General features: G+C 52.2%; 23 protein-coding genes and 1 tRNA gene. 15 read left to right on the plus strand and 9 right to left on the minus strand.

Annotated features, from left to right (window positions below; genetic code table 11):
* Positions 1–3: 3 nt before the first annotated feature.
* On the plus strand, positions 4–645 hold the full coding sequence (locus tag SynMVIR181_RS00385) for a precorrin-8X methylmutase (RefSeq protein ID WP_186589587.1): 642 nt from the start codon (positions 4–6) through the stop codon (positions 643–645).
* Here SynMVIR181_RS00385 and mutS read toward each other — a convergent pair.
* Positions 630–3,374, minus strand: coding sequence for a DNA mismatch repair protein MutS (gene mutS, locus SynMVIR181_RS00390; RefSeq protein WP_255444337.1), 2,745 nt, complete (start codon positions 3,372–3,374; stop codon positions 630–632). The genes SynMVIR181_RS00385 and mutS overlap by 16 nt on opposite strands.
* A gap of 150 nt (positions 3,375–3,524) precedes the next feature.
* On the opposite strand from mutS, the gene psbZ reads away from it, so the two are divergent.
* From psbZ to SynMVIR181_RS00405, 3 genes are all read left to right on the plus strand, one after another.
* A complete protein-coding gene (gene psbZ / locus SynMVIR181_RS00395) occupies positions 3,525–3,713 on the plus strand; it encodes a photosystem II reaction center protein PsbZ (RefSeq protein ID WP_006855033.1) in 189 nt (62 codons plus the stop codon).
* 62 nt (positions 3,714–3,775) lie between these two features.
* Positions 3,776–4,258: a 6,7-dimethyl-8-ribityllumazine synthase gene (ribH, locus tag SynMVIR181_RS00400; protein WP_186517426.1), complete on the plus strand. Its 483-nt coding sequence runs from the start codon at positions 3,776–3,778 to the stop codon at positions 4,256–4,258.
* 64 nt (positions 4,259–4,322) lie between these two features.
* Positions 4,323–4,394, plus strand: a tRNA-Gly gene (locus tag SynMVIR181_RS00405).
* 111 nt (positions 4,395–4,505) lie between these two features.
* On the opposite strand, the gene SynMVIR181_RS00410 is transcribed toward SynMVIR181_RS00405, so the two are convergent.
* On the minus strand, positions 4,506–4,961 hold the full coding sequence (locus tag SynMVIR181_RS00410; protein WP_186589588.1) for a GNAT family N-acetyltransferase: 456 nt from the start codon (positions 4,959–4,961) through the stop codon (positions 4,506–4,508).
* A 143-nt stretch (positions 4,962–5,104) separates the two neighbouring features.
* Here SynMVIR181_RS00410 and SynMVIR181_RS00415 point away from each other — a divergent pair, with 143 nt between their 5' ends.
* From SynMVIR181_RS00415 to SynMVIR181_RS00460, 10 genes are all read left to right on the plus strand, one after another.
* A complete protein-coding gene (locus SynMVIR181_RS00415; protein ID WP_255444338.1) occupies positions 5,105–6,214 on the plus strand; it encodes a glycosyltransferase family 4 protein in 1,110 nt (369 codons plus the stop codon).
* A 102-nt stretch (positions 6,215–6,316) separates the two neighbouring features.
* A complete protein-coding gene (gene secA, locus SynMVIR181_RS00420) occupies positions 6,317–9,160 on the plus strand; it encodes a preprotein translocase subunit SecA (RefSeq protein WP_186590411.1) in 2,844 nt (947 codons plus the stop codon).
* Positions 9,161–9,222: 62 nt separating this feature from the next.
* Positions 9,223–10,158: a glucose-1-phosphate thymidylyltransferase RfbA gene (gene rfbA / locus SynMVIR181_RS00425; RefSeq protein ID WP_186589590.1), complete on the plus strand. Its 936-nt coding sequence runs from the start codon at positions 9,223–9,225 to the stop codon at positions 10,156–10,158.
* Positions 10,148–10,765 carry a dTDP-4-dehydrorhamnose 3,5-epimerase gene (gene rfbC / locus SynMVIR181_RS00430; RefSeq protein ID WP_186589591.1) on the plus strand — a complete coding sequence of 206 codons (618 nt, stop codon included), beginning with the start codon at positions 10,148–10,150 and terminating at the stop codon, positions 10,763–10,765. The genes rfbA and rfbC overlap by 11 nt, the downstream gene beginning before the upstream one ends.
* Complete coding sequence (rfbD, locus tag SynMVIR181_RS00435) at positions 10,765–11,664, plus strand: dTDP-4-dehydrorhamnose reductase (protein WP_186589592.1); 900 nt, start codon at positions 10,765–10,767, stop codon at positions 11,662–11,664. The genes rfbC and rfbD overlap by 1 nt, the downstream gene beginning before the upstream one ends.
* The gene (locus tag SynMVIR181_RS00440) at positions 11,651–13,009 is read left to right on the plus strand and encodes a sugar transferase (RefSeq protein WP_186589593.1); all 1,359 of its coding nucleotides are present in this window, start codon (positions 11,651–11,653) and stop codon (positions 13,007–13,009) included. Before rfbD ends, SynMVIR181_RS00440 begins: the two co-directional genes overlap by 14 nt.
* 25 nt (positions 13,010–13,034) lie before the next feature.
* On the plus strand, positions 13,035–14,147 hold the full coding sequence (rfbB, locus tag SynMVIR181_RS00445; protein ID WP_186589594.1) for a dTDP-glucose 4,6-dehydratase: 1,113 nt from the start codon (positions 13,035–13,037) through the stop codon (positions 14,145–14,147).
* A gap of 34 nt (positions 14,148–14,181) precedes the next feature.
* Positions 14,182–14,979: a glycosyltransferase family 2 protein gene (locus SynMVIR181_RS00450; RefSeq protein WP_255444339.1), complete on the plus strand. Its 798-nt coding sequence runs from the start codon at positions 14,182–14,184 to the stop codon at positions 14,977–14,979.
* Entirely contained in the window at positions 14,940–15,980 is a 1,041-nt protein-coding gene (locus tag SynMVIR181_RS00455; protein WP_186589595.1) for a glycosyltransferase family 2 protein, read from the plus strand. The genes SynMVIR181_RS00450 and SynMVIR181_RS00455 overlap by 40 nt, the downstream gene beginning before the upstream one ends.
* Positions 15,981–15,988: 8 nt before the next feature.
* The gene (locus SynMVIR181_RS00460; RefSeq protein WP_186589596.1) at positions 15,989–18,055 is read left to right on the plus strand and encodes a glycosyltransferase; all 2,067 of its coding nucleotides are present in this window, start codon (positions 15,989–15,991) and stop codon (positions 18,053–18,055) included.
* On the opposite strand, the gene SynMVIR181_RS00465 is transcribed toward SynMVIR181_RS00460, so the two are convergent.
* The 5 genes from SynMVIR181_RS00465 to SynMVIR181_RS00485 all read right to left on the minus strand — a co-directional run bounded on the left by SynMVIR181_RS00465 (position 18,033) and on the right by SynMVIR181_RS00485 (position 23,948).
* The gene (locus SynMVIR181_RS00465; RefSeq protein WP_222929416.1) at positions 18,033–19,364 is read right to left on the minus strand and encodes an ABC transporter ATP-binding protein; all 1,332 of its coding nucleotides are present in this window, start codon (positions 19,362–19,364) and stop codon (positions 18,033–18,035) included. The two genes, SynMVIR181_RS00460 and SynMVIR181_RS00465, sit on opposite strands and share 23 nt — an antisense overlap.
* Positions 19,334–20,140 (minus strand): ABC transporter permease, encoded by an 807-nt coding sequence (locus SynMVIR181_RS00470; RefSeq protein ID WP_186589597.1) that lies wholly within the window; start codon positions 20,138–20,140, stop codon positions 19,334–19,336. Before SynMVIR181_RS00470 ends, SynMVIR181_RS00465 begins: the two co-directional genes overlap by 31 nt.
* Entirely contained in the window at positions 20,137–22,062 is a 1,926-nt protein-coding gene (locus tag SynMVIR181_RS00475; RefSeq protein ID WP_186589598.1) for a hypothetical protein, read from the minus strand. Before SynMVIR181_RS00475 ends, SynMVIR181_RS00470 begins: the two co-directional genes overlap by 4 nt.
* A gap of 155 nt (positions 22,063–22,217) precedes the next feature.
* On the minus strand, positions 22,218–22,955 hold the full coding sequence (gene epsC / locus SynMVIR181_RS00480; protein WP_186589599.1) for a serine O-acetyltransferase EpsC: 738 nt from the start codon (positions 22,953–22,955) through the stop codon (positions 22,218–22,220).
* 3 nt (positions 22,956–22,958) lie between these two features.
* Positions 22,959–23,948 (minus strand): GntR family transcriptional regulator, encoded by a 990-nt coding sequence (locus tag SynMVIR181_RS00485; protein ID WP_186590414.1) that lies wholly within the window; start codon positions 23,946–23,948, stop codon positions 22,959–22,961.
* A gap of 103 nt (positions 23,949–24,051) precedes the next feature.
* Between SynMVIR181_RS00485 and SynMVIR181_RS00490 the strand changes: the two genes are divergently transcribed.
* Complete coding sequence (locus SynMVIR181_RS00490; RefSeq protein ID WP_186589600.1) at positions 24,052–24,717, plus strand: dienelactone hydrolase family protein; 666 nt, start codon at positions 24,052–24,054, stop codon at positions 24,715–24,717.
* Here the strand turns inward: SynMVIR181_RS00490 and infC are convergent.
* Positions 24,708–25,346 carry a translation initiation factor IF-3 gene (gene infC / locus SynMVIR181_RS00495; protein ID WP_186589601.1) on the minus strand — a complete coding sequence of 213 codons (639 nt, stop codon included), beginning with the start codon at positions 25,344–25,346 and terminating at the stop codon, positions 24,708–24,710. The genes SynMVIR181_RS00490 and infC overlap by 10 nt on opposite strands.
* A 53-nt stretch (positions 25,347–25,399) precedes the next feature.
* Positions 25,400–26,344, minus strand: a complete 945-nt coding sequence (gene miaA, locus SynMVIR181_RS00500) for a tRNA (adenosine(37)-N6)-dimethylallyltransferase MiaA (RefSeq protein ID WP_186590415.1) — start codon at positions 26,342–26,344, stop codon at positions 25,400–25,402.
* Positions 26,345–26,431: the final 87 nt, after the last annotated feature.

Here is a 26,431-nt window from a genome sequence, read left to right on the forward strand (position 1 = left end):
GTCTTGATTCCTCTGAACCGCGATCATCCGATCTTTACCGAAAGCATTCGCCGCATTCGGGCCCTGCTGGGAGACACCGGTTTGGACCCCCTGTCACAAGACGTGCTGGAACGGCTGGTGCACAGCAGCGGGGATCCCTCTTTGGCGGTCCTGCTGCAGTTCAGCCCTGGTGCCTGTGATGCCGGACTTCAGGCCCTCAAGGCGGGAGCTCTGATTCTCACGGATACAGCGATGGCGGCAGCGGCGGTGCGGCCGATGGCGGCGCGCACCTCTGGGAATGAGGTGCGCTGCCTGCTCGATTGGGCCCCGGCTCAGTCGCCGCAAGGATCCACCCGGTCGGCGGCGGCGATGGTTCGCGCCTGGCCGGAGCTGATCGAGGCCGCTGAGGTTGCAAGTCAGCCCATGCCGCTGGTGCTCATCGGTAGTGCTCCAACGGCCTTGGAGCAACTCATGGATCAACTGGATGCGGGAGCACCCGCTCCAAGCCTGATTGTTGGCATGCCGGTGGGGTTTGTGGGTGTGCCGGAAAGCAAGCGTCGCTTGGCGCAAACCACCCTGGATCAGATCCGCTTGGACGGCACCCGTGGCGGGGCCGGTCTGGTGGCAGCAGCCGTGAACGCCTTGCTGCGTCAGGTGGCCAGTTGATCCAACACCTGGCGTGCGCGCTGCACCACGGAGGTTGGCACCCCCGCTAAGCGGGCGGCTTCGATGCCGTAGCTGCGGCTGGCGCCACCAGCAGCCACGCGATGGAGGAACACCAGATCGCTGCCAGTTTCTTCCACCAGCACCTGGCAGTTGGCCACGTTGGTGCGCTCGCCGGCCAGGGCATTCAGCTCGTGATAATGGGTGGCAAACACAGTGCGGGCCTGGAGATCACCGGCCAGATGTTCGCTTACGGCCCAAGCGATCGAGAGTCCATCAAAGGTGGCGGTACCGCGCCCGATTTCGTCGAGCAACACGAGTGAGCGGTCGCTGGCGTGATGCAGGATGTTGGCGGTCTCCGCCATCTCCACCATGAAGGTGGACTGGCCCGCGGCGAGGTCATCGACCGCGCCGACGCGCGTGAAAATGCGATCGGCGATTCCGACTCGTGCCGTTTGCGCTGGAACCCAGCTGCCGATCTGGGCCAGCAGCTGGATCAAGCCGATCTGACGCAGGTAGCAGCTTTTGCCGCTGGCATTCGGTCCGGTGAGCACCACCAAATCGATGCCTGTCCCTAAGTCGCTGTCATTTGGGGTGAAGGTCGTCTCCACGAGCAGTTGCTCAACCACTGGATGGCGGCCCTGTTCGATCACCAGGCTGCGATCCGCTGTGATCTCAGGAGCACACCAACCTCCCGTGGCCGCGGCTTCCGCCAGGCTGGTGAGGGCATCAAGGCCTGCGATCGCCCGGGCGGATCTGCGGATTGCTTCAGCGTGATGGCCGATCTCTGTTCGCAATGCACAGAACAATTCGTACTCGCGTTGGGCGGCACGGGCGCGCATCTGAAAGATCTGGCCTTCTCTGGCTTTGAGGTCGGGGGTGATGAAGCGTTCCTCATTCGCCAGGGTTTGGCGGCGAATCCAGTGGTCTGGTACGGCGCCTGAGCGGGCCCGGCTCACCGATAGGAAATAGCCAAAGGTGCGGTGATATTGCAGCTTGAGATTGTTGTTGTTGCTGCGCTGACGTTCGTGTTGCTCCTGTTCCGCCAGCCACTTGTCTTGGTCATCGAGCTGATTGCGTAAGCCATCTAAGAGTGGGTCGACCCCGTCGTGGATCAGCCCTCCCTCGCTGAGACTTAGCGGTGGGCTGTCCACGAGTTGACGCCGGATGCTCTCCCCGAGCGCGGCGAGGGCTGGATCCGGTTCCAGCACATCGGAGAGCCAAGAGGGGCCGCCCTTGAGCTGACTGGCGATCAGGTTGGCGAGCTGAGGTAGGCGCCCTAAGCCATCGGCGATGGCCACGAGATCTCGGGCTCCAGCGTGGCCTGCACCGGCCCGTCCGGCGAGTCGTTCCAGGTCACCCATGGGCCGCAGCAAGCGCCGCAGGGCTTGCCGCAATGGTCGCTTGCTTACCAATTGGCTCACGCTTGCTTGGCGGGTGCGAATGCTGGAGGGGTCCATCAGTGGGGCCTCAATCCAGCGGCGCAGACAACGGGCGCCCATGGCGGTGAGTGTGCGATCGATCGCCCAGAGCAGCGAGCCCTGGAATTGGTTGTCACGCTGGGTGGCGGTGAGCTCGAGATTGCGGCGGGTTTGGGCATCGAGCACCAGCGCGTCCCCTGGGAAGCAGGTGATCGGTCGCTCCAAGGGCGGCGGTGTGATGCCGTCGTCGTCTAAGGGGCAGGTCTCGCCGAGATAGGCGAGCAGTGCGCCGGCGGCGCGCATGGCGAGCGGAACGTTTTGCAGCCCAAGCCCGTCGAGAGATTGTAAGTGGAACCGCTCCAAGAGCAGTGCTTCTGCTTCCGGTTGGCTGAAGGCTGTGTTGCCGATGTCGCAGCGTTGCAGGCGCTCTGGGCACCAGCTGGGTGCCATGTTGTTGTGGCTGTGGTGGATCAGTTCCGCTGGATCGAGCCGCGCGAGCTCTTGATGCAGCGCAGCGCTGTTGTCTTGTTCGCGGACGAGGAATTCGCCCGTGCTCACATCGGCGCAGGCCAGCCCCCAGCGAAAGGGCTGCCGGCCTTGCGCGGGTTCAACCATTACCGCCGCCAGCCAGTTATTGCGGCGCGCGCTGAGCAGGCCTTCTTCCAGAACCGTGCCCGGAGTCAGCACCCTGGTGATGTCTCGGCGCAGCAAGGTTCCTTTGGCGGATCCACTGGCAGGGGCGGCTTCCAGTTGGTCGCAGAGTGCCACGCTGAGGCCGCGGCGAATCAGCTCGGAGCAGTAGCGCTCAGCGGCGTGATGGGGAATGCCAGCCATCGGCACCCGTCCAATCTGTTTGCCTGCCTCTTTCCCGGTGAGGGTGAGTTCGAGCAGGCGAGACAAGTTGATGGCGTCTTCGAAGAAGCATTCAAAAAAGTCACCGAGCCGATAGAGCAACACCCGCTCGGGATGGGCGGCTTTGAGTTCCACGTAGTGGCGGAGCATCGGGGTGAGCTGCTCCGGGGTGACCTGGCTGTGGTGCGACCAGGGCGGGAGATCGTCGTCGCTGTTGTTGTGGTCGTTGTCTGCGGCCTCGCTCTGGCTGCTCGTGGAGAGCTCGGAATGCTGTTGTTGGCCTTGGCCTTGGCGCTGAAGTTGGCGTTGACGGGGGCGCTGTTTGGCATCTTGCGTGAGCTCGAGATCATCGAGCTGATCGAGCGCACCTTCTTTTTGCTGATCCTTGTTTGGCGGCGAACTGGCCGGTTCCGCATCCCCAAAAAGGTTGCCCTGCAGGGCCAGGTCCGGTTGGGGCACGGGTGGCGTAGCGATCCATGGATCGTAAGACTCACAGCAGTGGACGAGGTCTTTCGATCACCACAAGCTGTGAAGCTTGATTCCAAGGTGGGCCAGGGTTCCAGGTGCATGTGAGAATCTTTCGCACCGCTCTGGCGTCGACAAAACTCCATGCAGATCCTCAACACCCTCACCGTGCTGGCCCTGGTGGTGATGTCGTTTGCCCTCATCGTGGCGGTTCCTGTGCTGTATGCCTCGAATGAGGACAGCGGACGTTCCAACCGCTTGATCCTGCTGGGTGGGATCGCCTGGGTGGCCCTGGTGCTGCTCAACTGGGGCGTGAGCTACTTCGTGGTCTGAAGCCCACTTCAGACCGGGTTACGCCTTGATGGGAGCATGGTCTTACTTGCTCCTGCCTTTTCATGGCCACGTTTGAAGGACGTTTCACTGATTTAGGCCAGGTTCGTATCGCCGTTGTGGTGGCCCGTTTCAACGATTTGGTGACGGCAAAGCTGCTGAGCGGTTGCTTGGATTGTCTGTCTCGCCATGGAGTGGATACGACTGCTGAGAGTGCCCAGCTCGATGTGGCCTGGGTGCCGGGGTCGTTTGAGCTGCCTGTGGTGTCTCAAAATCTGGCCCGCAGTGGGCGCTACCAGGTGGTGATCACCCTGGGTGCGGTGATTCGCGGTGATACCCCACATTTCGATGTGGTGGTCGCGGAAGCGAGCAAGGGAATTGCCGCTGTGGCGCGTGACACGGGCGTGCCCGTGATCTTCGGGGTGTTGACCACCGACACGATGCAGCAGGCCCTGGAGCGTGCCGGGATCAAGAGCAATCTCGGCTGGAGCTACGGCTTGGAGGCTTTAGAGATGGCTTCCTTGATGAAGGCACTGCCGGGGCATTGACCAACGGCCCCTTTGTGTTGCATGCTGCCCAGGTCGTAGCGAACCCAGCGTTCAACACGGCTTTGCGGATGTAGCTCAGTGGTAGAGCATCTCCTTGCCAAGGAGAGGGTCGAGAGTTCGAATCTCTTCATCCGCTTTTCGTTTAGGCGGGCTTTCAGTGAGCAGCCAACCTTTTAAGCACACCTTTGTTGAAAGTCTTCGGTCTTCAAAGAGGTTTGAAATCCAGTTTTTTTTTGATTTTTCTGATTTATTGGTTGCGAATGAGCAATTGCTGAGGGCTGGCCGGTTCAAACCCCAGCTGTTGGTAGAACCCAGAGCTGTTGGTGGTCATCAGATATACCCGCTCAGCGTTGCGAATCGCCTTGGCGCTGAGTAGGGCCTCCACCACACGTCGCCCGAGTCCGCGGCCTTGAAGGTCTCCGGCAACGACCACATCCCAAAGCACGGCGCGGTGGATTCCATCGCTGGTGGCCCGTCCGAACCCCACCATCCGCTTGCCGCGCCAAAGGCTCACGACAACCGTGCTGCCGGCCAGCATCCGTTTGAGATCTGCTGTGTTGCGCTGTTGGGCCCAAAACGCGTGTTTGTGCAGCAAGCGACGCAGCTTGAGCAGGCCGCGGCTCGGCTTGAGATCAGGGCCGAGTCCAAACCAGCGCAGGCCTGGGGCGCCAGGAGCATGTTGAACGAGTCGGATGCGGGCCATGGCGGGTTGATTAGGACTCCATCATCGACACGTGTGGAACAGCAAGAGACCTGCGCTTGGCTGAGATGATGAAAAAAACGTTCTAATCCCGTGAACGCTGCGATTCCTGGTCGTTTGTCTGCTCATGATCAGGTTGGTGGGTGATGGACTCTCCTGCTCAACTCATGCGCGAATGGCCTCCAGGCTATGGAGGCGTGGAGAGGGTGGCCCATGCATTAGCGAGTGAGTGGGGTGCAACGGTGTTCAGCTTTGATGCGCAATCTCGTAGCGCTGATGAGCTAGATGCCTTGCCGGTTTCCTATCCCCGTGTGGTGTTGCCAGCCAGTCCACCCCTCGGCCGTTTGTTGCTTCCCTTGCCATCTCGTGCGCTTTGGAGCCTCTTGCTCTCACGCCGACCTCTTTATGGGCATTTGCCATCGCCAGGGGTGCTGTTGGTTTTGCTACTAGCGCGTCTTCTGCATCCCCGTCGGCCAGTGTTCGCCCATTGGCACTGCTTTGTTGCTCCGGAGCCAGGCTCGAAGAATCGGCTTTTTGCTGCATATCAGTGGCTGGCCCTTCGTGTCGTCCCACATTTAACCAAAGTCATTACGACCTCTCCCGTACTGGCGAAAGAGTTGATTCGTTGTGGATGCCAGCCCGCTCGTGTGGCTGTTCTGCCCTGTTGTCTGAATCCAGAGCAAGAAAAGGCGCTATTGGAGTTGCCCTCGCGTTCAGCAAAAGCAATGCCCTTGCGGGTGTTGTTTATTGGAAGGCTTGATAGTTACAAGCGCTTGGACTGGTTGTTGGAAGCTCTTGCCTTAGTGAAGGAGCCTTGGTCATTAACGGTCGTCGGAGATGGCCCACGCCGGCGTGCCTTTGAAGCGCTCAGTACGACGTTGTTTGGCGCGAGCTCTGCTGTGACTTTTCTGGGCTGTTTAGATGAGGCGGAGAAGTTGGCAGAACTCGCCCTTGCAGACGTTTTGGTGCTTCCTTCGGATCGCTCCACAGAAGCCTTCGGGATCGTGCAGTTAGAGGCAATGGCGGCAGGGATTCCGTCACTCGCTTTTCAAAACAAGCGCTCTGGGATGGGCTGGGTGGGACAACTGTCTGGATTGTCTTGGTCCCAACAGCCTGAAGAGTTGTCGTTGGTTCTCCATCAGTTGGCGACTTCGCCTGCACTACGAAAGGCGCTAAGCCTTGAAGCGCGGGACAGATATCTCGATTTGTTTGCTCGCAAGGTTTGGTTGCAAGTTCTTGATTCGCTTTTTTCCTGATGGTGAGGATCGAGCGATTACACAGCCTGAATTTCTCCTCGTTATTGCCATGCCATCCAGTGGGCCTCAGTAGGCTGTTGCGCAGTCGATTTGGCGATTTCCATGCTCAAGCTCCTGCTGGGTGACCCCAACGCCCGCAAGCTGAAGCGTTATCAGCCGATCGTTTCAGACATCAATCTGCTCGAGGAGGAGATTGCGCCGCTAAGCGACGACGACCTGCGCCGTCGCACGGCTGAGTTTCGCCAGCGCTTAGAGGCTGCTGGGTCTTTAGAGAAACAAAGACCCGTATTGGACGACTTGTTGCCAGACGCCTTCGCGGTGGTCCGTGAAGCCGGCAAGCGGGTGCTGGGCATGCGCCATTTCGACGTGCAAATGATCGGTGGCATGGTGCTGCACGAGGGCCAGATCGCCGAGATGAAAACCGGTGAGGGCAAAACGCTTGTGGCTACCCTCCCCAGCTATCTCAATGCGCTTACCGGCCGTGGAGTGCACGTGGTCACGGTGAACGACTATTTGGCGCGCCGCGATGCGGAATGGATGGGTCAGGTGCATCGCTTCCTCGGTCTTTCGGTGGGCTTGATTCAGCAGGACATGTCGCCGGCTGAACGCCGGATTAATTACGGCTGCGATATCACCTATGCCACCAATTCAGAGCTTGGATTTGATTATCTGCGCGACAACATGGCTGCTGACATCAATGAGGTAGTGCAGCGCGAGTTTCAGTTTTGCGTGATCGACGAAGTCGACTCCATCCTGATTGATGAAGCACGCACGCCTTTGATCATTTCCGGGCAGGTGGAACGCCCTCAAGAGAAATATGAGAAGGCCGTAGAGGTGGCGAATGCCCTGGAGCGGGCCGCCGAAATGGGCAAAGACGGCATCGACCCTGAAGGTGATTACGAGGTGGATGAAAAGCAGCGCAGTTCCACACTCACCGATGAGGGATTCGCCAAGGCGGAGGCCTTAATTGGTGTTGAAGATCTCTACAACCCACAGGATCCTTGGGCGCATTACATCACCAACGCCCTCAAGGCCAAAGAGCTGTTTGTGCGTGATGTGAACTACATCGTTCGCGATGGTGAGGCGGTGATCGTGGATGAGTTCACGGGCCGGGTGATGCCAGGCAGGCGTTGGAGTGATGGACAGCACCAGGCGATTGAGGCCAAAGAGGGCTTGGCGATTCAGCCAGAAACGCAAACCTTGGCGTCGATTACCTATCAGAATTTCTTTCTGCTCTATCCCCGTTTGGCCGGGATGACCGGTACGGCCAAAACAGAGGAAGTGGAATTCGAAAAGACTTACTCCTTGCAAACCGCCATCGTGCCGACGAACCGGGTGCGCGCCCGCCAAGACTGGGTGGATCAGGTGTACAAAACCGAAACAGCGAAATGGCGAGCGGTGGCCAAAGAAACCGCTGAGGTGCACAAGCAGGGTCGCCCCGTTTTGGTGGGCACCACCAGCGTGGAGAAAAGTGAGCTGCTCAGTGCCTTGCTTGCGGAGGAAAACATCCCCCACAACCTGCTCAACGCCAAACCAGAAAACGTGGAGCGGGAGGCAGAAATCGTTGCTCAGGCCGGTCGGGCCGGCTCGGTGACCATCGCCACCAACATGGCGGGCCGTGGCACCGACATCATCCTTGGCGGAAACAGCGATTACATGGCTCGCCTCAAGTTGCGTGAGGTGTTGCTTCCCCGGTTGGTGCGTCCAGAGGATGGTCATCGCCCCCCCGTGCCTCTTCAGCGCAGTGAGGAAGGCGGTGGTGGTTTCTCGGCGCCAGCCCCTAGTGGTCCCCACGGCAATGCGCCGAGTGAAGCCAAGGCAATTGGCAACTTGTATCCCTGCCAGCTCACAGAAGACACGGATCAGGCGCTGGTGGAGCTGGCCAAGCAGTTGGTCAAGGCTTGGGGTGATCGCGCTCTGAGTGTGATCGAGCTGGAAGACCGCATTGCGACGGCAGCAGAAAAAGCTCCCACAGAGGATCCTGAGATTGCCCAATTGCGTGCTGCCATTGCCCAGGTGAAAGGCGAATACGACGCCGTGGTGAAACAGGAGGAGATGGGCGTGCGTGAGGCTGGAGGCCTGCACGTGATTGGCACGGAGCGTCACGAGTCACGCCGCGTTGATAACCAGCTGCGCGGCCGTGCTGGCCGTCAGGGTGACCCTGGCAGCACAAGGTTCTTCTTGTCGTTGGGCGACAACCTTCTGCGCATCTTTGGTGGTGAGCGTGTGGCGGGCTTGATGAATGCCTTCCGGGTGGAGGAGGACATGCCGATTGAATCGGGCATGCTCACCCGCTCACTCGAGGGCGCCCAAAAGAAGGTGGAAACGTATTACTACGACATCCGTAAGCAGGTGTTTGAGTACGACGAAGTGATGAACAATCAACGCAGAGCGGTGTATACCGAGAGACGGCGTGTGCTCGATGGCCGTGAACTCAAAAAGCAGGTGATTGGCTATGGCGAGCGCACCATGAATGAGATCGTTGAGGCGTATGTGAACCCAGATCTTCCACCCGAGGAATGGGACGTGTCGCAATTAGTGAGCAAGGTGAAAGAGTTTGTTTATTTGCTGGATGATCTGCAGCCCGATCAACTCCAGGGCCTCTCAATGGATGATCTCAAGGCTTTCCTCCAAGAGCAATTGCGCAATGCCTATGACCTTAAAGAAGGCCAGATTGAGGAGTTGCGTCCAGGGCTAATGCGCGAGGCTGAACGCTTCTTCATCCTTCAGCAGATTGATACGCTCTGGCGTGAACATCTTCAGGCGATGGATGCCCTGCGCGAGTCGGTGGGACTGCGAGGTTATGGACAGAAAGATCCGCTGATTGAATATAAAAATGAGGGCTACGATATGTTCCTGGAGATGATGACGAATATGCGCCGCAATGTGATTTATTCGATGTTTATGTTCCAGCCCGCCCCGCCTGCTGGGCAAACAGCTGCTTAGTTGATGTCCCTGCAAGTGATATTGAGTGATTGTGCAAGACTGTCATTTGATATTTGATGCAGATGGAATCCATCCCGCGTAAAGGAATCATCCTTGCCGGTGGCAGTGGTACCCGTTTGCATCCAATGACGCAGGCGGTCAGCAAGCAGCTGCTTCCTGTTTATGACAAGCCGATGATTTATTACCCGCTCAGCACTTTGATGCTGGCGGGAATTCGTGAGGTGTTGATTATCACCACACCTCAAGACCAGCAATCCTTTGAGCGCTTGCTGGGGGATGGCAGTCGTTGGGGCATGATCATTGAATATGCCGTTCAACCCTCTCCAGACGGATTGGCACAAGCATTTTTGATTGGGGCTGACTTCCTGTGTGGAGCCCCTGCAGCTCTTGTGTTGGGAGACAACTTGTTTCACGGTCATGACTTAGTGCCGCAACTGCTGGGGAGCAATGAAAATCAAACTGGTGCGACCGTGTTTGCCTATCCGGTGAGTGATCCGGAGCGCTATGGAGTAGCGGAGTTTGATGCGACTGGCAAGGTGTTGTCTCTTGAGGAAAAACCTCAGCACCCGAAAAGTCGTTATGCCGTGACGGGGCTTTACTTTTACGACAACACAGTTGTGGAGAGGGCTCGAAGGGTGAAACCTTCCTCCCGCGGTGAGCTGGAGATCACGGATCTCAACCAGATGTATCTCGATGAGGGGCTGTTAAGGGTTGAATTGATGGGTCGAGGAATGGCATGGCTGGATACCGGAACGTGCGACTCTTTGCATGAGGCTTGTGGATACATCCGAACGCTGGAGCATCGCCAGGGCCTAAAGGTGGGATGTCCAGAGGAAGTGGCCTGGCGCCAGGGCTGGATTGACAACAATCAGCTGCAGCATTTGGCGCATCCCTTGCTCAAAAGTGGCTACGGCATTTATCTGAATCAGTTGCTGCAAGAGTCGGTTTCTGATCATTCCGCTTTGCAACGCACTCTCGAGGTGAACCATGCAAGTTGAACAGCTCGTTTCAACCAGAGGTGGCGGTTTGGTTCAAGGCCCATTGCTGTTAAAGCCTCGGGTTTTTGGTGACGATCGTGGTTTTTTCTTTGAAAGCTGGAATCAGCGGGCTTTTGTTGCAGCACTTGTGGAGGGTGGTTGGAGCGAAGCTGATGCCAAACAGGTTGAGTTCCGTCAGGACAATCATTCACGCTCCAGTCGCGGCGTGTTGCGCGGTCTTCACTACCAGCTGGAACCAGAGCCCCAAGGGAAGCTTGTGCGCTGCACCGTTGGTGCGATTTTTGATGTAGCCGTTGATTTACGGCGCAGTTCAGACACCTTCGGGCATTGGGTGGCGGCGGAGCTCACTGCTGAAAATCATCAGCAGCTTTGGGTTCCTGTTGGTTTTGGGCATGGTTTCCTCACCCTGAGTGATCAGGCTGAAGTGCTTTATAAGGCCAGCGGCTTTTGGAACCGCGATTGTGAGAGGAGTCTGCGCTGGGATGCCCCGCAGCTAGCCATCGATTGGCCGCTTGAGAGCGCTTGTGTGAAGCAGCCTCTTCTGGCCCAGAAGGATGCCGCAGCTCCGTCGCTTTCAGTTGCTGAATCCATGGGAGACCTGTTCTGATGAAGGTGCTGCTCACAGGTGCAAAGGGCCAGTTGGGTCAAGCGCTTTTGGCCTCCAAGTCGAAGGAGCTTGAAGTGATTGCCACCAGTCGGAGCGGTGGCGAGGGAATCCAAGCGCTCGACCTTGCTGATCATCAGGCTTGCCGCGAAGCTGTGCTGTTTCACAGGCCTGATTGGGTCTTGAATGCCGGTGCCTATACAGCTGTGGATCGCGCTGAAAGCGAATCGGAATTAGCTCATGCGGTGAATGCTGGAGCACCGAGGGCTTTCGCTGAAGCGTTGCTTGAAACAGGCGGTTCATTGCTCCAGCTGAGCACTGATTTTGTCTTTAGTGGGCAGCAAGGTTTTCCCTACCGCGTTGATCAACAGAGAGATCCACTTGGCGTCTACGGCAGCAGCAAGGCAGAAGGAGAACAGGCCGTGGAGCAGGTTCTTGCTGCCGAGGGTCGGGGCATTGTGTTGCGCACGAGTTGGGTCTACGGACCGGTGGGTCGCAACTTCATGCTCACCATGCTCAGGTTGCATCGGGAGCTGGAACAGCTGAACGTGGTTGCCGATCAAGTGGGTTGCCCAACGAGTACCAGAACCCTCGCAGCTGTCTGCTGGGCCGTGATTGATCTTCAGCAAAAGGAAAAGCTTCCGCCTGTTTTGCACTGGAGTGATGCCGGTGCGGCGAGTTGGTATGACTTCGCAGTGGCGATCGGTGAGCTAGCCGTATTAAAGGGTTTGCTGGCGCGGGCAGCGCTGGTCAATCCGATACTCGCAGCTGAGTACCCCACTCCTGCACAGCGGCCCAGCTACTCCTTGCTGGATTGCACAGAAACCCGGGAAGTGCTCGGATTAGGGGCTTGCCACTGGCGTTCGGCGTTGGATCAGGTGATGGCAGATGTGGATAGCTAGTCCACGCAGGCTGCTGCTGATTGCTGCCATGTTGGATGTTGTGGGCCAACTGCTTCTATTTTTTGTTCTTGTTTGTTTTCCGATCCTTACAGGGCTATCTCTTGTTGAACTGAGCGTTGAAGGCCAGTGGGGTTGGCTAATAGGATCAGTAATTCTGTATTTAATGTTTAGTTGGTTATTGGGAAGTTATACGGTTTTGCATTGGCGTCGCGTGCCATTAGTCCATCTTTTTCAGCGTGTTCTTTTGGCGATTTTGGCCACGGTTGCTGCTCTGGCGGTTTGCAGATGGTTGCTGAATCCGGATGAGGAGATTTGGTTGGTTTTTAGACGCGTTCAATTGGCCTGGATGGTCCCACTAGCCCTTTGGTCGGTTTTCGTACGAGTTGGTTTGCGAAAAGGTTTGCTAATCCCTGAGTTGCCTGCTCTCCTGGTGGTTGGTTCGGAATTAGAAACTTGCTCTGTTTTGAAGGCCTGGGAAGCAGTTGCTGTACGCCAGCGATTGCAGGTGGTGACTATGTCTGCTCTGTGGCAGCGCTTGCGAGTTGATAACAACCAGCAAATTGTTTTGGCGATGACGCTATCTCAGCGGATTGCTGCTCAGTCAGCGGACCTGATCGAGCGGCTCGAATCTTGCGATCCACGAAAGATCTCCTTGATATCTCCCCTGCGTTTGATTGAGCTTCATCAAGAGCGTTTGCCGACAGACTTATTACCAGACTCTTGGCTGAGTTATGGAGAGATCCCTTGGACCTCGGCGTTCAATGTTCAGTCGCAATTGAAGCGCGCAGCTGATCTTTTGGCAGCAGCCTTGTTGCTCATCATTACTGCGCCCTTTCTTTTGCTAGCTGCTTTGTTGATCTGGCTTCAGGATCGTGGACCTGTGATGTACGTTCAGAAACGTAGTGGTTGGCTTGGACAGCCTTTTTTGGTGTACAAGTTGCGCACCATGAATGTTGGTTTGGCTAGCGATCAGGCCCGGTGGACCGAAGTAGGTGATCAGAGAATCACGCCGATTGGCTGGTGGTTACGCCGCGTTCGCCTCGATGAACTCCCTCAGCTCTGGAATGTACTCAATGGCAGCATGAGTTTAATTGGTCCGCGCCCGGAGAGGCCCGAGCACGAGCATGAGCTTGAGACTCGAATCCCGCATTACCGCAAGCGACATTGGATGCGCCCTGGGCTTAGCGGTTGGGCGCAAGTGAATGCGCCCTATGCCGCCAGTGTGGAAGATTCCGAGTTGAAGCTTTCTTATGACCTCTATTACCTCAAGCACTTCAGCACTTGGCTTGACCTCTTGATCTTGATGAAAACGATCAAAACGGTGCTCAAGGCGGGAGGGCGTTAAGGCTTGACTTAAAATAATGACTTAAATGAGTCAATCTGTGACGTCAGCTCTCCTGCCTGAAGGGATCAATAGGGTTCTTGTTACTGGTGGAGCTGGCTTCATCGGTAGTGCGCTGGTACGGCGTTTGCTGGTTGAAAGTGAGGCTGAGGTTTTTAATCTAGACAAGTTTGGTTATGCAAGCGATCTAACGAGTGTTGGTGAGCATCCCCGTCATCATTTTTTGAAGACAGATCTTGTTGATGCTGCGGCTACCGCTGAAGCTGTTGGCATGGCGGATCCAGATCTTGTCATGCATCTAGCGGCCGAAAGCCATGTGGATCGATCAATTGATGGGCCTGGTGCCTTTATTGAAAGCAATGTGAGTGGAACATTTCATCTCTTGCAGGCGGTGCGGTGTCATTGGGAGAAGCTGCCTGATGAACGCAGGGACCATTTTCGCTTCCATCACATCAGTACCGATGAAGTATTTGGCTCCCTCGGTACTAAGGGTCGCTTTTCTGAAACAACTCCCTATGACCCTCGATCACCCTATTCAGCGAGTAAAGCTGCAAGTGATCATCTTGTGAGTGCGTGGCATCACACCTATGGCTTACCTGTCGTGCTCACAAACTGTTCGAATAATTATGGCCCTTGGCAATTCCCTGAGAAGCTGATCCCAGTTGTGATTCTCAAGGCGGTGGAAGGAGATCCGATTCCTCTATATGGAGACGGCGCCAATGTGAGGGATTGGCTTTATGTGGAAGATCATGTAGAGGCGCTGCTCTTGGCAGCGACTCGAGGAAAGCTAGGTGAGAGCTATTGCGTGGGAGGTGCTGGCGATCATGGCTGCCCCAGTGAGCGGACGAATCGAGATGTAGTTGAGTCGATCTGCAGGTTGATGGATGAGTTTCATCCGATCAGTTCTCCTCACTCACATTTGATTACCCGGGTAGGTGATCGCCCGGGCCACGATCGTCGTTACGCGATTGATGCAGGCAAGATCACAGAGGAGCTGGGATGGAGGCCGCGCCATAGTTTTGAGGAGGGATTGGAGGCAACGGTTCGCTGGTATTTAGGCCATCTTGATTGGTGTCAATCCGTGCGCAGTAATGCCGGCTATAAGGGTGAGCGAATTGGTGTTTCGGGTGAGACAAGGTAGGGGTGGGATTGACAATCTTAAATAAAAAAATCTGATGCCTGAAACTCAAATTAAGCGCGATCTAGTACTTTTGCTTGTTTCTTATCATACTCCAATCCGTGAGGTTGACAAACTAGAGGCCTGTCTTGCTCTTTTGCCGGAAAATATTGGATTTGCAGTTGTGGTTAATGATCATCGGTTTGGAGAGCCTATTGAGCGGCTATCTAAAAAAGCTGATTGTTTCTTGTTTAATTCTGACAATCCAGGTTATGGAGTTGCTGCCAACCGACTTGTGGGTGAGTTAAAAGACTTGCCGAATTATATTGGTATTCTTAATACCGATTTGTCTTGGAAGCCTGGAACTTTTAATACCCTCTTTAGATGGCTTTCACTTAACAAAGACGTTGTGTTGGCTGTTCCGCAAATTCTAAATCTAAGTGGAGAGATTCAATTTTTATGCAAACAGAATCCGACAGTATTGGGACTCTTTAGTCGAAGATTCATTCCTGAACGTATCAAGCCTGAGTTTTTGAGACGTTATGATAAATGGTATGTAATGGCTAATAGGAATTATCAGGAACCATTTGAGGTTGATTATTTGAGTGGATGCTGTATGTTAATACGCACTGATTCGTTTGTAAAAATAGGTGGGTTTGATTCCGGCTTTTTTCTTTATCTGGAGGATGCAGACATCACTCGATCCTTGGCCAAGGAGGGACGCTGCATTCATTTGCCAATCGCATCAGTAATTCATAATTGGGGAAAAGGAAATTATGCACGGATTGGCCTCATTATTGTTAATCTAGCAAGTGCTTGGCACTATTTTTGGAAGTGGGGATGGTCCTTATGGTGAAAGATATTAATACCAATATCTCACCAGTAATAGATGTTGTTCTTGCTTCTTTTAATGGGGTACACTATTTGTCTGACCAGGTTAAATCGATTTTTAATCAAACTCTTAGGCCGCGAAATCTTATTGTTAGAGACGATGGCTCGATTGATGGAACAGTTGCTTTAATAGAAAAGCTTTCGCGCCAATATGGCGACTGGCTGATAGTAGTTCCATCTGATAAGTGTCTAGGCTGCAATAAAAATTTCGAGACTCTCCTTCAGTGTACGAATGCAGATTATGTAGCATTGTCAGATCAAGATGATGAGTGGATGCCTGATAAGTTGATGGTATCTTTGATGCTTATTCGGAAGCTCGAGGCTATTCATGGAGAAGATAATCCGGTGACAATGTTTTCAGATCTCGCGTTGATTGATGGATTTGGTAAATTAATTGGCCCTTCCTTTTTGCGTCATCAATGCCTGGATCCTTCGAGAACAAATGTAGATGATCTTTCGCTGCAGAATGTGGCAACAGGTTGCACCATGCTTTTAAATAGAGCCTTGATTAATTCTGCATTGCCTTTCCCTGATGATATGATTCAGCATGATTGGTGGTTAGCTCTTGTAGCCGCAAGGCTTGGTGTGATTGCATTCGAGCCTAAATCTCTGGTTTTGTATAGGCAGCATTCGAATAATGTAATTGGTGCTAAGGGAATTGGGTTCATTTATTTTGTAGACCGCTTTGGAAAGTTTATCGTTCAATCGCTAAAGGGTGAATTTGAAGGAGGCTCGTGTTATCGACAATCGTATGCACTCTATAAAAGATTTTCTGGCAGGCCATCTGGTTTGGTTGAATTTGCAGATTCGATGCCGCTGCAGCGTTTGCGGTTGATCTTTGGAGGAAGACTTAAGAAGCATGGTTTTTTGCGACAGATGTTCTTTGTTGTTTTGATGGTGCCACGAGTACTAGTAGGCTTTGGGAAACGTCCTCTTCCAGCAGAAGTTCCGAGTTCTTCTAAATAAGATCAAATATGCCTAGCATCAACGACTCCTCTAGTCAGCATGAATTAGAGCTACTGCAAGCAGCTCTGGATTTTGCGGAAGAAGAAAATGATATTACCAGCGAGATGTTAGCTCTTGCCGAAGAAGAGAATGAAATGTATAGAGAAACGCTTAGCTGGAAGGCCACTGCTCCATTAAGAAGGGCTAAAACTATTTCAAGCCTGGCTTCTTATTGTGTTAGTGAAAGTACTCATTCCATTTTAAGTAGAAAAGGTATACGGAGCACTTTTCAGGATCTGATGCAATTGATTAGTCAGGAGTTGAAGACTGGCTTTGAGGGGGTTGCGCTTGCATCAAAGCAATCAGGAGTGTCTCGTGAAACTTCTTATATGGATTGGTGGAGGTTGTATGGCAACGACCAGCCTGAAGATCTTTCGGCAGCTTCTGCAAATCTTCATTCTTTCAGACATCAACCACTAATTTCAGTTGTCGTGCCTTGCTACAACCCAAAACCATTATGGCTGCAAGCCGCAATCGATTCTGTTAGGAGTCAGGTCTACCCAAATTGGCAACTGTGTATAGCCGACGATGCATCTACCGATAGCGCAGTTATTGAACTTCTTCGTTCGACACAGAGTGAATCCAGGGGTGCCATCGATGTTGTGTTTAAGGAGACAAACGAGCATATAAGTGCAACATCAAATTGTGCACTTAAGCTTGCTAAAGGTGAATGGATTGTTCTCTTAGACCATGACGATGTCTTGCATCCCCTAGCGCTTTATTATTTAGTTGAATTGATTAATAACAGGCCTGATGCTCAGCTTGTTTATAGCGATGAAGATAAAATTGATTCCAAAGGTAGGCTGTTTGACCCATACTTTAAGCCTGCTTGGAATCAAGAATTGATACGATCTCAGAACTTTTTTTCTCATCTAGGTTGTTATAGGCGTGAATTAGTCTCTCAAGTTGGTGGTTTTAGAGAGGGTTATGAGGGCTCTCAAGATTATGATTTGCTTTTGCGTTGTTGGGATGTTGTAGGGGATAAAGCCATCGCTCACATTCCACGTGTGCTTTATCATTGGCGAGCACATTCTCAAAGCACTGCAGCTGCTGCTTCTTCCAAGCCCTATGCCCTTAATGCAGCTTTAAAAGCACTCGAGGATCATCTTGAACGTAAGGGAGTGATCGCAAATGTTCACTCTGGCTCTCATGGATATCACATTATTAATTACGCTATACCCGTACATCCTCCTCTTGTTTCTATTGTTGTACCAACCAGGGACTCTCCAGATCTTCTGAGAAAGTGCTTGGCCACTGTTATCAATGAAACTAAGTATCCCAATTGGGAAATGCTGATAGTAGACAATGGGACGATTAATGCTGATGCTCTCGATATTCTTAGGTCTTTTTCGGATGATCCTCGTATATGTGTAATCAATGAGCCTGGTGAATTTAATTATTCTGCACTTAACAATAAGGCTGTTAATAAGGCGAAAGGAGAATGGCTATGCCTTTTGAATAATGATATTGAGGTTTTGGATGAAGACTGGCTCAATAAAATGGTCTCTTCTGCGGTACAGCCTGGTGTTTCAGCTGTCGGTGCAAGACTCTTGTATCCGAATAAGACTATTCAGCATGTTGGAGTTATTCTTGGCTTAGGTGGCGTGGCAGGGCATTGCCATACAGGGTTATCTCTGAATTCAGGAGGATACTTTTGTCGCTCACTTGTTGCTCATGATGTTGAAGCGTCAACCGCTGCTTGTCTACTTGTTAATGCCGATTCTTATCGTCAAGTCGGTGGTTTTGATGATGAATACTTGAAAGTAGCCTTTAATGATGTTGATTTGTGTATAAAGCTGCGTCAACTTGGTGGACGTATCGTTTTGAATCCGAATGTCTCGTTAATTCATCATGAATCTGCCAGTCGAGGTTCTGATTTAAGCCCTGATAAAAAGCGTCGTTTTCGTAGAGAAGTTGCTGTGATGAAGCACCGCTGGAGAAACCGTCTTCTTAATGACCACTCTTATAATCCAAACCTGAGCCTTTCCAATGACTTCCAACTTTCATCGCCACCTAGGGATAGGACTTGTCGCTAATTTGTATATTAACTGACTGAAATTTAATCCCTACAAGTCCCCAGCGTACCTTGTCGGAGTGGAAGTTGAGAATTAGGGCTTCGTGGAGGTATTCGTGTTGTATATGGTCGTTTAAGCTTCCGTTTGCTACTGAAATTGTGACCGCATACTCTCCATTAGGGAGCATAGGCATCTTAAATTGAAAAGATGCAGTAATGAACTCCCCTTTTTTTGCCGTATTCTCTGCGAGTTTTTCAATCGTGTTGAGAGTATTCTCCCCAAACAAATCTTGTCCTAGTCTATCCCTAACCATAAAACCAAGAATTGGATTCCTTAACTCTGCATTAGCAACAGCCGTGATCTCCAATTTAACATCTTCTCCTCCTTCGAGGCCTGATAGTTGAGCTCCTGCTGGGTCAAGTAGTACTGCATCGACAATTGTTGCTTGGTCTGTAGTCCATCCAGATGATCTAGATATATTATTCTTAATATGATCTTTATCCTCCCTTTGCTGCAGACTAGAATATTGATTCCCTTGAACTTTTCTTAACTTTATCTTTTCACCATAGATGTTTTGAAGGGTGGATTGCAAATAGTTCCGGCATACATCGCGAGAATTTCCATCCTCTTTAATAGTGCCATTCTCGAGCCAAATGGCTCGTTTGCATAAATTCTGTACCATTGCAGGATCGTGACTTACGAACAACAGTGTTCCTCTTTTACTAAACTCTCTGATGAATCGCATGCATTTTTGCGTGAAAACAGCATCTCCTACAGCGAGTGCTTCATCAACAACTAAAATGTCAGCATCAACATGGGCTATGACTGCAAAAGCCAGGCGGAGCTGCATCCCACTTGAATAGGTTTTTGTTGGCTGATCTATAAAGTCTCCTATGTCGGCAAATGCAAGAATCTTGTTCATTCTTTCCATTACGTCCCTTCTACTTAGCCCATAGATTGCAGCATTCAGGAGTACATTCTCCCTACCGGTGAATTCGGGATTAAAGCCACTTCCTAGTTCCAAAAGAGCTGCAATTTTCCCATTAATCGCTACTGATCCTTCTGTTGGCTGAAGAATTTTGCTTATGAGCTGTAGAAGAGTACTTTTTCCTGAGCCATTACGACCAATTAAAGCCAATGATTCACCCACCTCAATATTAGCATTGATATCTTTCAGTGCAAAAAACTTTTTATGAAATGATCTTTGATTATAGAAAATAATGTCTTTAATTCGATCTAACGGATTTGAGTAGATCTTAAAGGTCTTGCTCGCATTAACGATCGTAATTGAGTTGTTCTTCATAATACGTCCGCGAAATTCGGCTTGCATCGAAGGAAGAATCTGAGAGATAGCTCTGCTACTACTAGGGATAATAATGGAGCTATAAGTATATATATTGAGTTTGGCATTTGATGATTAATGATCACGAGTCTTGTTTGATCTACAATTGCGGCAAGTGGATTGAGCCCTAATACTGCCTGTAACTTCGAAGGTAATACCGATATCGGATAAAACACTGGCGTTACAAAGAGTAGGATTGATAAGAACAGAGAAATGATTTGCCCTATGTCCCGAATGAATACTCCAACCGATGAGATAAGCCAGGAGGCGCCTGCACTTAAAAGAATCAATGGAAGCCAAATCCACGGGAGCCAGAGTACTTGAGCTGAGAACCCTAAAGTTAGCCATGAGGCAATAATCAGAATTGTCATACCTGCACATGCATTGATAGTAGCAGTGCTAACAACTGAAATTGGAAGTATCTCAACAGGAAAAATTACTTTCTTAACGTAGTTGGTGTTGCTAATGATGAGGTCAGATGACCTGCTTATTGATTCGCCGAATAAGTTTACGACTAGCAGGCCTGCGAATAAATTTAAGGCAAAAAAGTATATATTATCTTGTTGCGCATTTATACTTGTGCCCCATCTTGCTTTAAATACCACTGAAAAAATAAATGTATAGACAGCAAGCATAGACAATGGCTGAAGAAGACTCCAAATTAGTCCCAATGTGGAGCCTCGATAGCGCCGTTTAAGATCTCGCTCACAGAATGGGAGGATTAGATTTAAGTTTTTAGTCAATGCTATTAAGTTGCTTTTCATCGAATAATTTGTGTGAATACAAGAAGATTGGGAGTTGATATGATATTAGTGAATCCTGCTCTTTTGAGGTTGTGCTCGTTTAGCTTTGCCAATGATAGATCTTGGTAAGAGGATACCAGGTCTGCTTGCCACTGTCTGCTATTTAATCCGATTTCACTTGTATAGTTTTGATGAGATTTCCTCAATACTATTGTCCCAATCGATTTATCTTCCAGCCATTGTTTTAAACTACTTTCATCAGCCATGGCCTCTTTTAGCCCTGCGTAATACATGCTCTCTGCCGATTCTAGGCTCAGAGAAGTATAGTTTCTGTTGGCCAATGGCCTTGGACATTCTGATCTATAGGTCAGAATCTCTCCTATGAATGGATCCGATAAGGTAAAACTATTCGGAGACAGTTTTTTGCATAATCTATTTAAAAGGTTTAAGTCACGTTGTATCAAACTGCCATCTGCCATTGATGATGTTTCTAATGGGCTTAGTAGGTGAGGGACTTTGGAGTTCAAAATGTTTGACTCCAGACCGTTGTGTATTGGTATTCCTAATGCAACCAAAAAAATTGCAAGAGAAGCTTTCAAATAATTATTAATATTGACAAATCTTGATTCTAGGAATTTGCTAATTGCTTGGAGCAAAACTGGAATTGATATCCAGAAAAGGGTTGTCCATGCAATGCGGTACGCAACTTCGGGGCTTATCAGTTTAAATGTTAAATCATTAATGCCAGGTACCACCCATTCAGCCAGAACAATAAATGGGAGAATGCTTAGTGCAAGGGAGCTATTTTTCACCGCTCCTTCGCTTATGTATTTGCAGTATATCACTACAATCGAAAGGACTATGCATGCTATAAATGTAATTTCAATAGTAGAGTTAGGGAGGGCAGGCCAAAAAATCTGAAAGTCGTATTTTAAAAACTTAAATCTATGAACAATTTTCATGTATTCCGGATATTTGGCAACACTCACGAAATTTGGGTGTAATTCCATTTTGTTAAGAACTGCTAGCCCGGCAGCGCTGAGTATCAGTGAAAGCCCTCGCATTATCCTTTTTTTGTTAAAGGTGAAACATGTTACTGTCCATGATGCGATTAATATATTTGCTGTAAAATACGCGGTTACTGCATGTGCTTTGTAACTGATTGTGCCCGCACATATGAGTAGTAATGATCCTAATACTATGTCTTTTTGTTTGGAATCTGATTTGTTTAATGAGAGAAGTAATGGTGTTGCTGAAGCAAGGATTGCTGCTATTCCTATAAGGGTTCCATTTAATGAAATTTGGTGCGCAAAGCTAAAGTTTTGGTGTCCAAAGCCGATAAGGAAGAGTAGTGTGCACAGCCATGAAAGCTCCCATCGCTTAGTTAATGCCCAGGTAAGGTTCGCGCTTGCTAGTAGAGCTGTGAATGCATTTAACGCGGCTATTTTGCCAGAAGTGTTTATTGAGTATGTATTTTGTAGATTCCATAGAAAGTGTTGCATTGAGTAATGCCAGTTGAATCTACTGTTGTATAAAAATTCCCTTCCTGCCTGGGATAGTAGTTGGTCCTGGGATAAATTTCTATTATGGTAAATGAACATGTCTGTGGGGAATTCAATGTTTGCTCCTCTCAGTGCAAGGAATAAGCCTGCTGTAAGCGATGGCGCCAATACTGCACAATGCCACTTTAAGGCTAATTTATTTTTCGAGAATTTGCAACCTTTGAATACAAATAAGCATATCGCACAGAAGGCGACAATGCTTTCGACTAATAGAACGAGGCTGAATGCTTGTTTTATACTTATGAGGTCACTATTTCTTGCTGCCCAATCGGCTATTCCCCACGGAAGGATCCCAATCATGATCATTGACCATGCTGGAATGCTAAACCCCATTCCTATTAACCATGGGCAGATGATGGCCAGTATCAGCTTTGCGCTCATTCTTCAGCTTTCCTATTGATTGTTAGACGTTATCATGTGAATATAACTGCCTGCATTTTTTGTCGCATTGTTTGTTGCGAGTGTAGTGTTTGTATTGCTCTGGAATAAATTTTTTGTTAGGTTGTTTTTGTAATGACTTTATATTGATGCATTGATTAGTCACCGAGAAATTCAATGATTTCGCGATCTTTGAGGCTCTGCGATTCGCCAGAGTTTACTGAGGGATTGAATTTTATATTACTTGTTGATTCCATTAGTTTTTGGATAATCCTTAGTTGATCTTCCAGTTGATCAATCCGCTCCATCAGGTTGCGGATCACATTCGCTTCTGCATCCGGTAAGGCCGAGTGCGCCAAGGGATTGATGCGCACGCCGCTCTGGTGAATCACCCGCCCGGGGATCCCCACAACCGTGCAGTTCTGCTCAACGCTGCGCACGACCACGGAGCCAGCACCAATTCTGGTGTTAGCGCCCACCTCAATGGCCCCCAGCACCTTGGCGCCGGCTCCCACCACCACGTTGTTGGCGAGCGTTGGGTGACGCTTGCCGCTGTCTTTGCCCGTACCGCCCAGGGTGACGCCTTGATAGAGCAGGCAGCGATCACCAATTTCGCTGGTTTCACCAATCACCACCCCCATGCCGTGATCGATGAACACGCTGCGGCCGATTGTGGCGCCGGGGTGGATCTCGATCCCGGTAATTCCTCGCCCCAGCTGGCTGAGCAGGCGTGCCGGCAGTTTCAGGGGTAGGCGCGAACGCCAGAGCCGATGGCTCAGCCTGTGCAGGCTGATCGCTTGAAAGCCCGGATAGCAGAGCAGGATCTCGAGAGGCCCGCGCGCTGCGGGATCCCGTTCGCGGATGATCGCAAAGTCGGCCCGAATTTGATCAAGCATGGCCTAGCTGCTAACCAAGCCAATTTCCTTGCGGAGGAGCTCGATCGTGTCACCACTGAGGTAGCTCTCGGCGCAGTGCACTTGGGGCATGCGCATTAGTTGGGAGCGGTTTTGACGCAGGCTTTGCTCTACCAGCGGCATGCTGGGGCGATCACACAGCACGTGGCTAGAGGCGCGCAGAAGGGCCAGCAGCCTGCTGCCGATGTCTGGAGTTGCCGTCATCAGCAGCAGGTCATTGCCGCGCATGCTGTGCAGGATCACCTCGGCAGCGCGCAGGATGCCAGGGCTGATGCTCACCAGGCCAACGCAGCTGCCTTGGCGGAGCTCTTTGAGCATCCCCAATTCCGCCTTGAAGTCATTGAGATCCACCGCCACAGCGCGCACACCGTGCTTTTTGGCCAGTTCTTCGATGGGTTGAAGGAAGTACCTGCTGGTGACCACCGTTCCATTGCTGGCGTTCTCAAGCACGCTCTCGAGCTCTTCCATTGGCACCACTTCCACGGGAACGTTGATGTTGGGTTCGAGTTCTTCTGCGATCAGCATCGAAGCGCCAATGTCTTCTCGCGGGGTGCTCACGAGCACCCGGGCGCCGCAGCGCAGGCGCCAATCGATTTCACGCGTGAGTAGTTCTCGCGTTTGCTGCAGGGTGCAACCCGCGTTGAGCAGTCCATCCACGCATTTGCGCACCTCTCGATCGAGATCGGTGACGCCACGATTGCGGATATGGGGCGGCGTTCGGATTTCCCGTGGCTTCTGTTGATCGCGGACATAGATCCCTGAACCTGCCATCGCTTCCACCACCCCATCGGTTTCGAGCTGGCGGTACACCTTGCTGATGGTGTTGCGATGCAAGCCGGTCTGCATCGCCAGCTGTCTCGTACTCGGAAGACGATGACCAGGCGGGTAGTGCCTGGCGGCAATAGCGAAACAGATCTGGTTGTAGAGCTGGGTCGATGCCGGTATGTCGCTTTCCTGTTGGATGTGGAATCGCACGCCGGTGGACCGGATTGATGTGGCCACCTTAAGGACTGGACGGCTTGGTGACAATTGCTGAGCTGATCCTTGCCTCGATCTAGGGACTTATCTTCACGCGCTGATGTCTAATTCCTCCCTTTTTCCGCCCGTGCTTCCTGAGATCTTTGGCCTTAATGCTTGGGTGCGGGGTGTGGCCGATCGCCTTTCGGCGGCTGGCGTTCCGGCTTTGGCGATGCCGCTGTTTGCGCGCACGGCCCCAGAGCTGGAGTTGGGGTATGACCCTGAGTCCACCAAGGAAGGTCGGCGCCATAAGGAGGCCACGAGCACCGAGGGGATCATGGCGGACGTTCAAGCCTCGATTGATTGGTTGCGGGAGGCGCTTGAAACCCGTGATCAGCCCCTGCGCATCACGGTGGTGGGGTTCTGTTTTGGCGGGCATGCCGCTCTTCTGGCCGCCACCCTCACTGACGTAGTTGTGAGCTTGGATTTTTATGGGGCTGGGGTGAGCCGTGGGAGGCCCGGTGGAGGAGCCCCCAGCTTGGAGCTGCTGCCCGGAGTGCAAGGAGAGCTGCATTGCTTGTGCGGCAGCATCGATCCCCTGATTCCAAGCTCAGAGCAACAGGCGATTCAGGCTGCACTGCAAAGGGTGGATCCCACAGGCCTGCGCTTGCGCTACAGCGCCTTTGAGGGCGCTGATCACGGCTTTATGTGCGAAGCCCGTGATCAGTATCACCAGGCCTCAGCGCAGGAGGGCTGGAGGCTGCTTCTAGAAGCAGCTCACTCCTGAGTGATGATCCGACGCGCCGGTGAAGGAATCGTGCGCACCGCGTTGTTCCCCGCACCCTCTTCCTTGTCTTTCTTCAACAGAGGAGCTTTGCGGGGTGTGAGAAACATGATCATGTTGCGGCCTTCGCGCTTCGGAGGCTGTTGCACCTCGGCGGGCTCTTCCAGGTCTTTGGCCATCCGGCGCAGCAACACCTCGGCCAAGGCGGTGTGCTGAATTTCCCGGCCTCGGAAAATCACCGTGCACTTCACCTTGTCGCCGGCTTTAAGGAAGCGCTGTGCTTGACCAATACGAACGTCGTAATCGTGAGAATCGATTTTGTAACGCATCTTGACCTCCTTGACTTCGGTCTGATGCGACTTCTTCTTGGCTTCCTTGGCTTTCTTTTCTTGCTCGAATTTGAATTTGCCGTAGTCCATGATCCGGCAAACCGGCGGATCGGCTTTCTCGCTCACCAGTACGAGATCGAGCTCGCGTTCACGCGCAACTTCTAGTGCTTTTTCCCGGTCGATCACCCCCAGCTGCTCTCCGTCTGCGTCAACAACCCTGAGCTGTGGGTAGCTGATGCGGTCATTGATGTTGGGGAGCTCCCGGACGGGGGCGCGACGGTCAAAGCGAGGACGTGGGGGCATTCAGTGTTGTGAAGGGCTGCTGATTGAAAGCGGTGCTCAGCAGAGATTGCTCTTCAGTCTAGACACGCTTCGATCAGGCCTATCGCTTCGCTAAGCGCAGCCTGACCTGTGAGCCAGTGGGGGCTGTGTTGACGGCGGAACCAGGTGCGTTGTCGCTTGGCGAACTGCTGGGTGCGCCTGGTGGTGGTGGCGATGGCCTGCGCTTCGCTTCGCTCTCCCTGCAGTACCTCGAGCGCTTCGCCGTAGCCGATCGTTTTCAGCATGGGGAGGTCAGATCCATAGCGCTGGCTCAGTTGCCGCGTTTCTTCAAGCAACCCTTCCCGGTAAATCTGCTGAGTGCGTTGGGCGATGCGTGAGCGCAGCTCCACGGGATTGAGTCCGAGCTCCAGCACGCGCCAGGGCGGAGGATTGGCCGATTGTTGCTCACTCATCGGTTTTCCGCTGGAGTACAGCACCTCAAGCGCGCGTTGGGTGCGAACTGCGTCTGCAGGGGCGATCTTGGCGGCCGCTAGGGGATCGGCCTGTTGGAGCAGTTGATGGCAGTTCGCTTGACCAAGAGTGCTCAGTTGGCGGCGTAGCTCGGCTTGAGGAGGTACCGCCGGAGGCTGCAATCCTTGGGTGAGGGCTTTGAGGTAGAGGCCGCTGCCTCCGGCCAAAAAAGCCACACCTCGGACCTTGAGCACCTGGCTCACGGCTGCAGCGGCTTCTTGCTGAAATTCCTGAAGCGTGATCGGTTGATCAGGGGAGCGCAGGTCGAGGAGGTGATGGGTGACGCGCTGTTGTTGCTCGGGCGTGGGTTTGGCCGTGCCGATATCCATCTCTCGGTAGAGCTGGCGAGAATCGATGTTGAGGATCTCCAACTGGAAGTGCTCAGCAAGCTCAAGCGCAAGCGCGGTTTTGCCACTCGCCGTCGGGCCCACCAGTGCCACCACAAGGGGCGCCTCTGCATCGGGTTTTGCCTTGGCTGTGGTCCCGAATTCAGGGCTGATCTGATTCATCGAAGAAACGATGGGGTGCATCCCCTTTAAAAATGACGCGTCAGAGGGTTCTACGGGCGCCTCTGGGATACCGGTGGTAAGTTGTAG

The organism is Synechococcus sp. MVIR-18-1, from assembly GCF_014279835.1.
In the GTDB taxonomy this organism is placed as follows: domain Bacteria; phylum Cyanobacteriota; class Cyanobacteriia; order PCC-6307; family Cyanobiaceae; genus Synechococcus_C.

Excerpts from the sequence above, each read along its gene's own strand:
- infC (WP_186589601.1), bottom strand. The coding sequence starts at position 25,346 with ATGCCCCCACGTCCTCGCTTTGACCGTCGCGCCCCCGTCCGGGAGCTC.
- SynMVIR181_RS00490 (WP_186589600.1), top strand. The coding sequence starts at position 24,052 with ATGTCTAATTCCTCCCTTTTTCCGCCCGTGCTTCCTGAGATCTTTGGC.
- SynMVIR181_RS00410 (WP_186589588.1), bottom strand. The coding sequence starts at position 4,961 with ATGGCCCGCATCCGACTCGTTCAACATGCTCCTGGCGCCCCAGGCCTG.
- rfbD (WP_186589592.1), top strand. The coding sequence starts at position 10,765 with ATGAAGGTGCTGCTCACAGGTGCAAAGGGCCAGTTGGGTCAAGCGCTT.
- rfbB (WP_186589594.1), top strand. The coding sequence starts at position 13,035 with ATGAGTCAATCTGTGACGTCAGCTCTCCTGCCTGAAGGGATCAATAGG.
- SynMVIR181_RS00465 (WP_222929416.1), bottom strand. The coding sequence starts at position 19,364 with ATGCAAGCCGAATTTCGCGGACGTATTATGAAGAACAACTCAATTACG.
- SynMVIR181_RS00460 (WP_186589596.1), top strand. The coding sequence starts at position 15,989 with ATGCCTAGCATCAACGACTCCTCTAGTCAGCATGAATTAGAGCTACTG.
- epsC (WP_186589599.1), bottom strand. The coding sequence starts at position 22,955 with ATGCTTGATCAAATTCGGGCCGACTTTGCGATCATCCGCGAACGGGAT.
- rfbC (WP_186589591.1), top strand. The coding sequence starts at position 10,148 with ATGCAAGTTGAACAGCTCGTTTCAACCAGAGGTGGCGGTTTGGTTCAA.
- SynMVIR181_RS00415 (WP_255444338.1), top strand. The coding sequence starts at position 5,105 with ATGGACTCTCCTGCTCAACTCATGCGCGAATGGCCTCCAGGCTATGGA.
- SynMVIR181_RS00475 (WP_186589598.1), bottom strand. The coding sequence starts at position 22,062 with ATGAGCGCAAAGCTGATACTGGCCATCATCTGCCCATGGTTAATAGGA.
- psbZ (WP_006855033.1), top strand. The coding sequence starts at position 3,525 with ATGCAGATCCTCAACACCCTCACCGTGCTGGCCCTGGTGGTGATGTCG.
- rfbA (WP_186589590.1), top strand. The coding sequence starts at position 9,223 with ATGGAATCCATCCCGCGTAAAGGAATCATCCTTGCCGGTGGCAGTGGT.
- ribH (WP_186517426.1), top strand. The coding sequence starts at position 3,776 with ATGGCCACGTTTGAAGGACGTTTCACTGATTTAGGCCAGGTTCGTATC.
- SynMVIR181_RS00440 (WP_186589593.1), top strand. The coding sequence starts at position 11,651 with ATGTGGATAGCTAGTCCACGCAGGCTGCTGCTGATTGCTGCCATGTTG.
- miaA (WP_186590415.1), bottom strand. The coding sequence starts at position 26,344 with ATGAATCAGATCAGCCCTGAATTCGGGACCACAGCCAAGGCAAAACCC.
- SynMVIR181_RS00450 (WP_255444339.1), top strand. The coding sequence starts at position 14,182 with ATGCCTGAAACTCAAATTAAGCGCGATCTAGTACTTTTGCTTGTTTCT.
- SynMVIR181_RS00470 (WP_186589597.1), bottom strand. The coding sequence starts at position 20,140 with ATGAAAAGCAACTTAATAGCATTGACTAAAAACTTAAATCTAATCCTC.
- secA (WP_186590411.1), top strand. The coding sequence starts at position 6,317 with ATGCTCAAGCTCCTGCTGGGTGACCCCAACGCCCGCAAGCTGAAGCGT.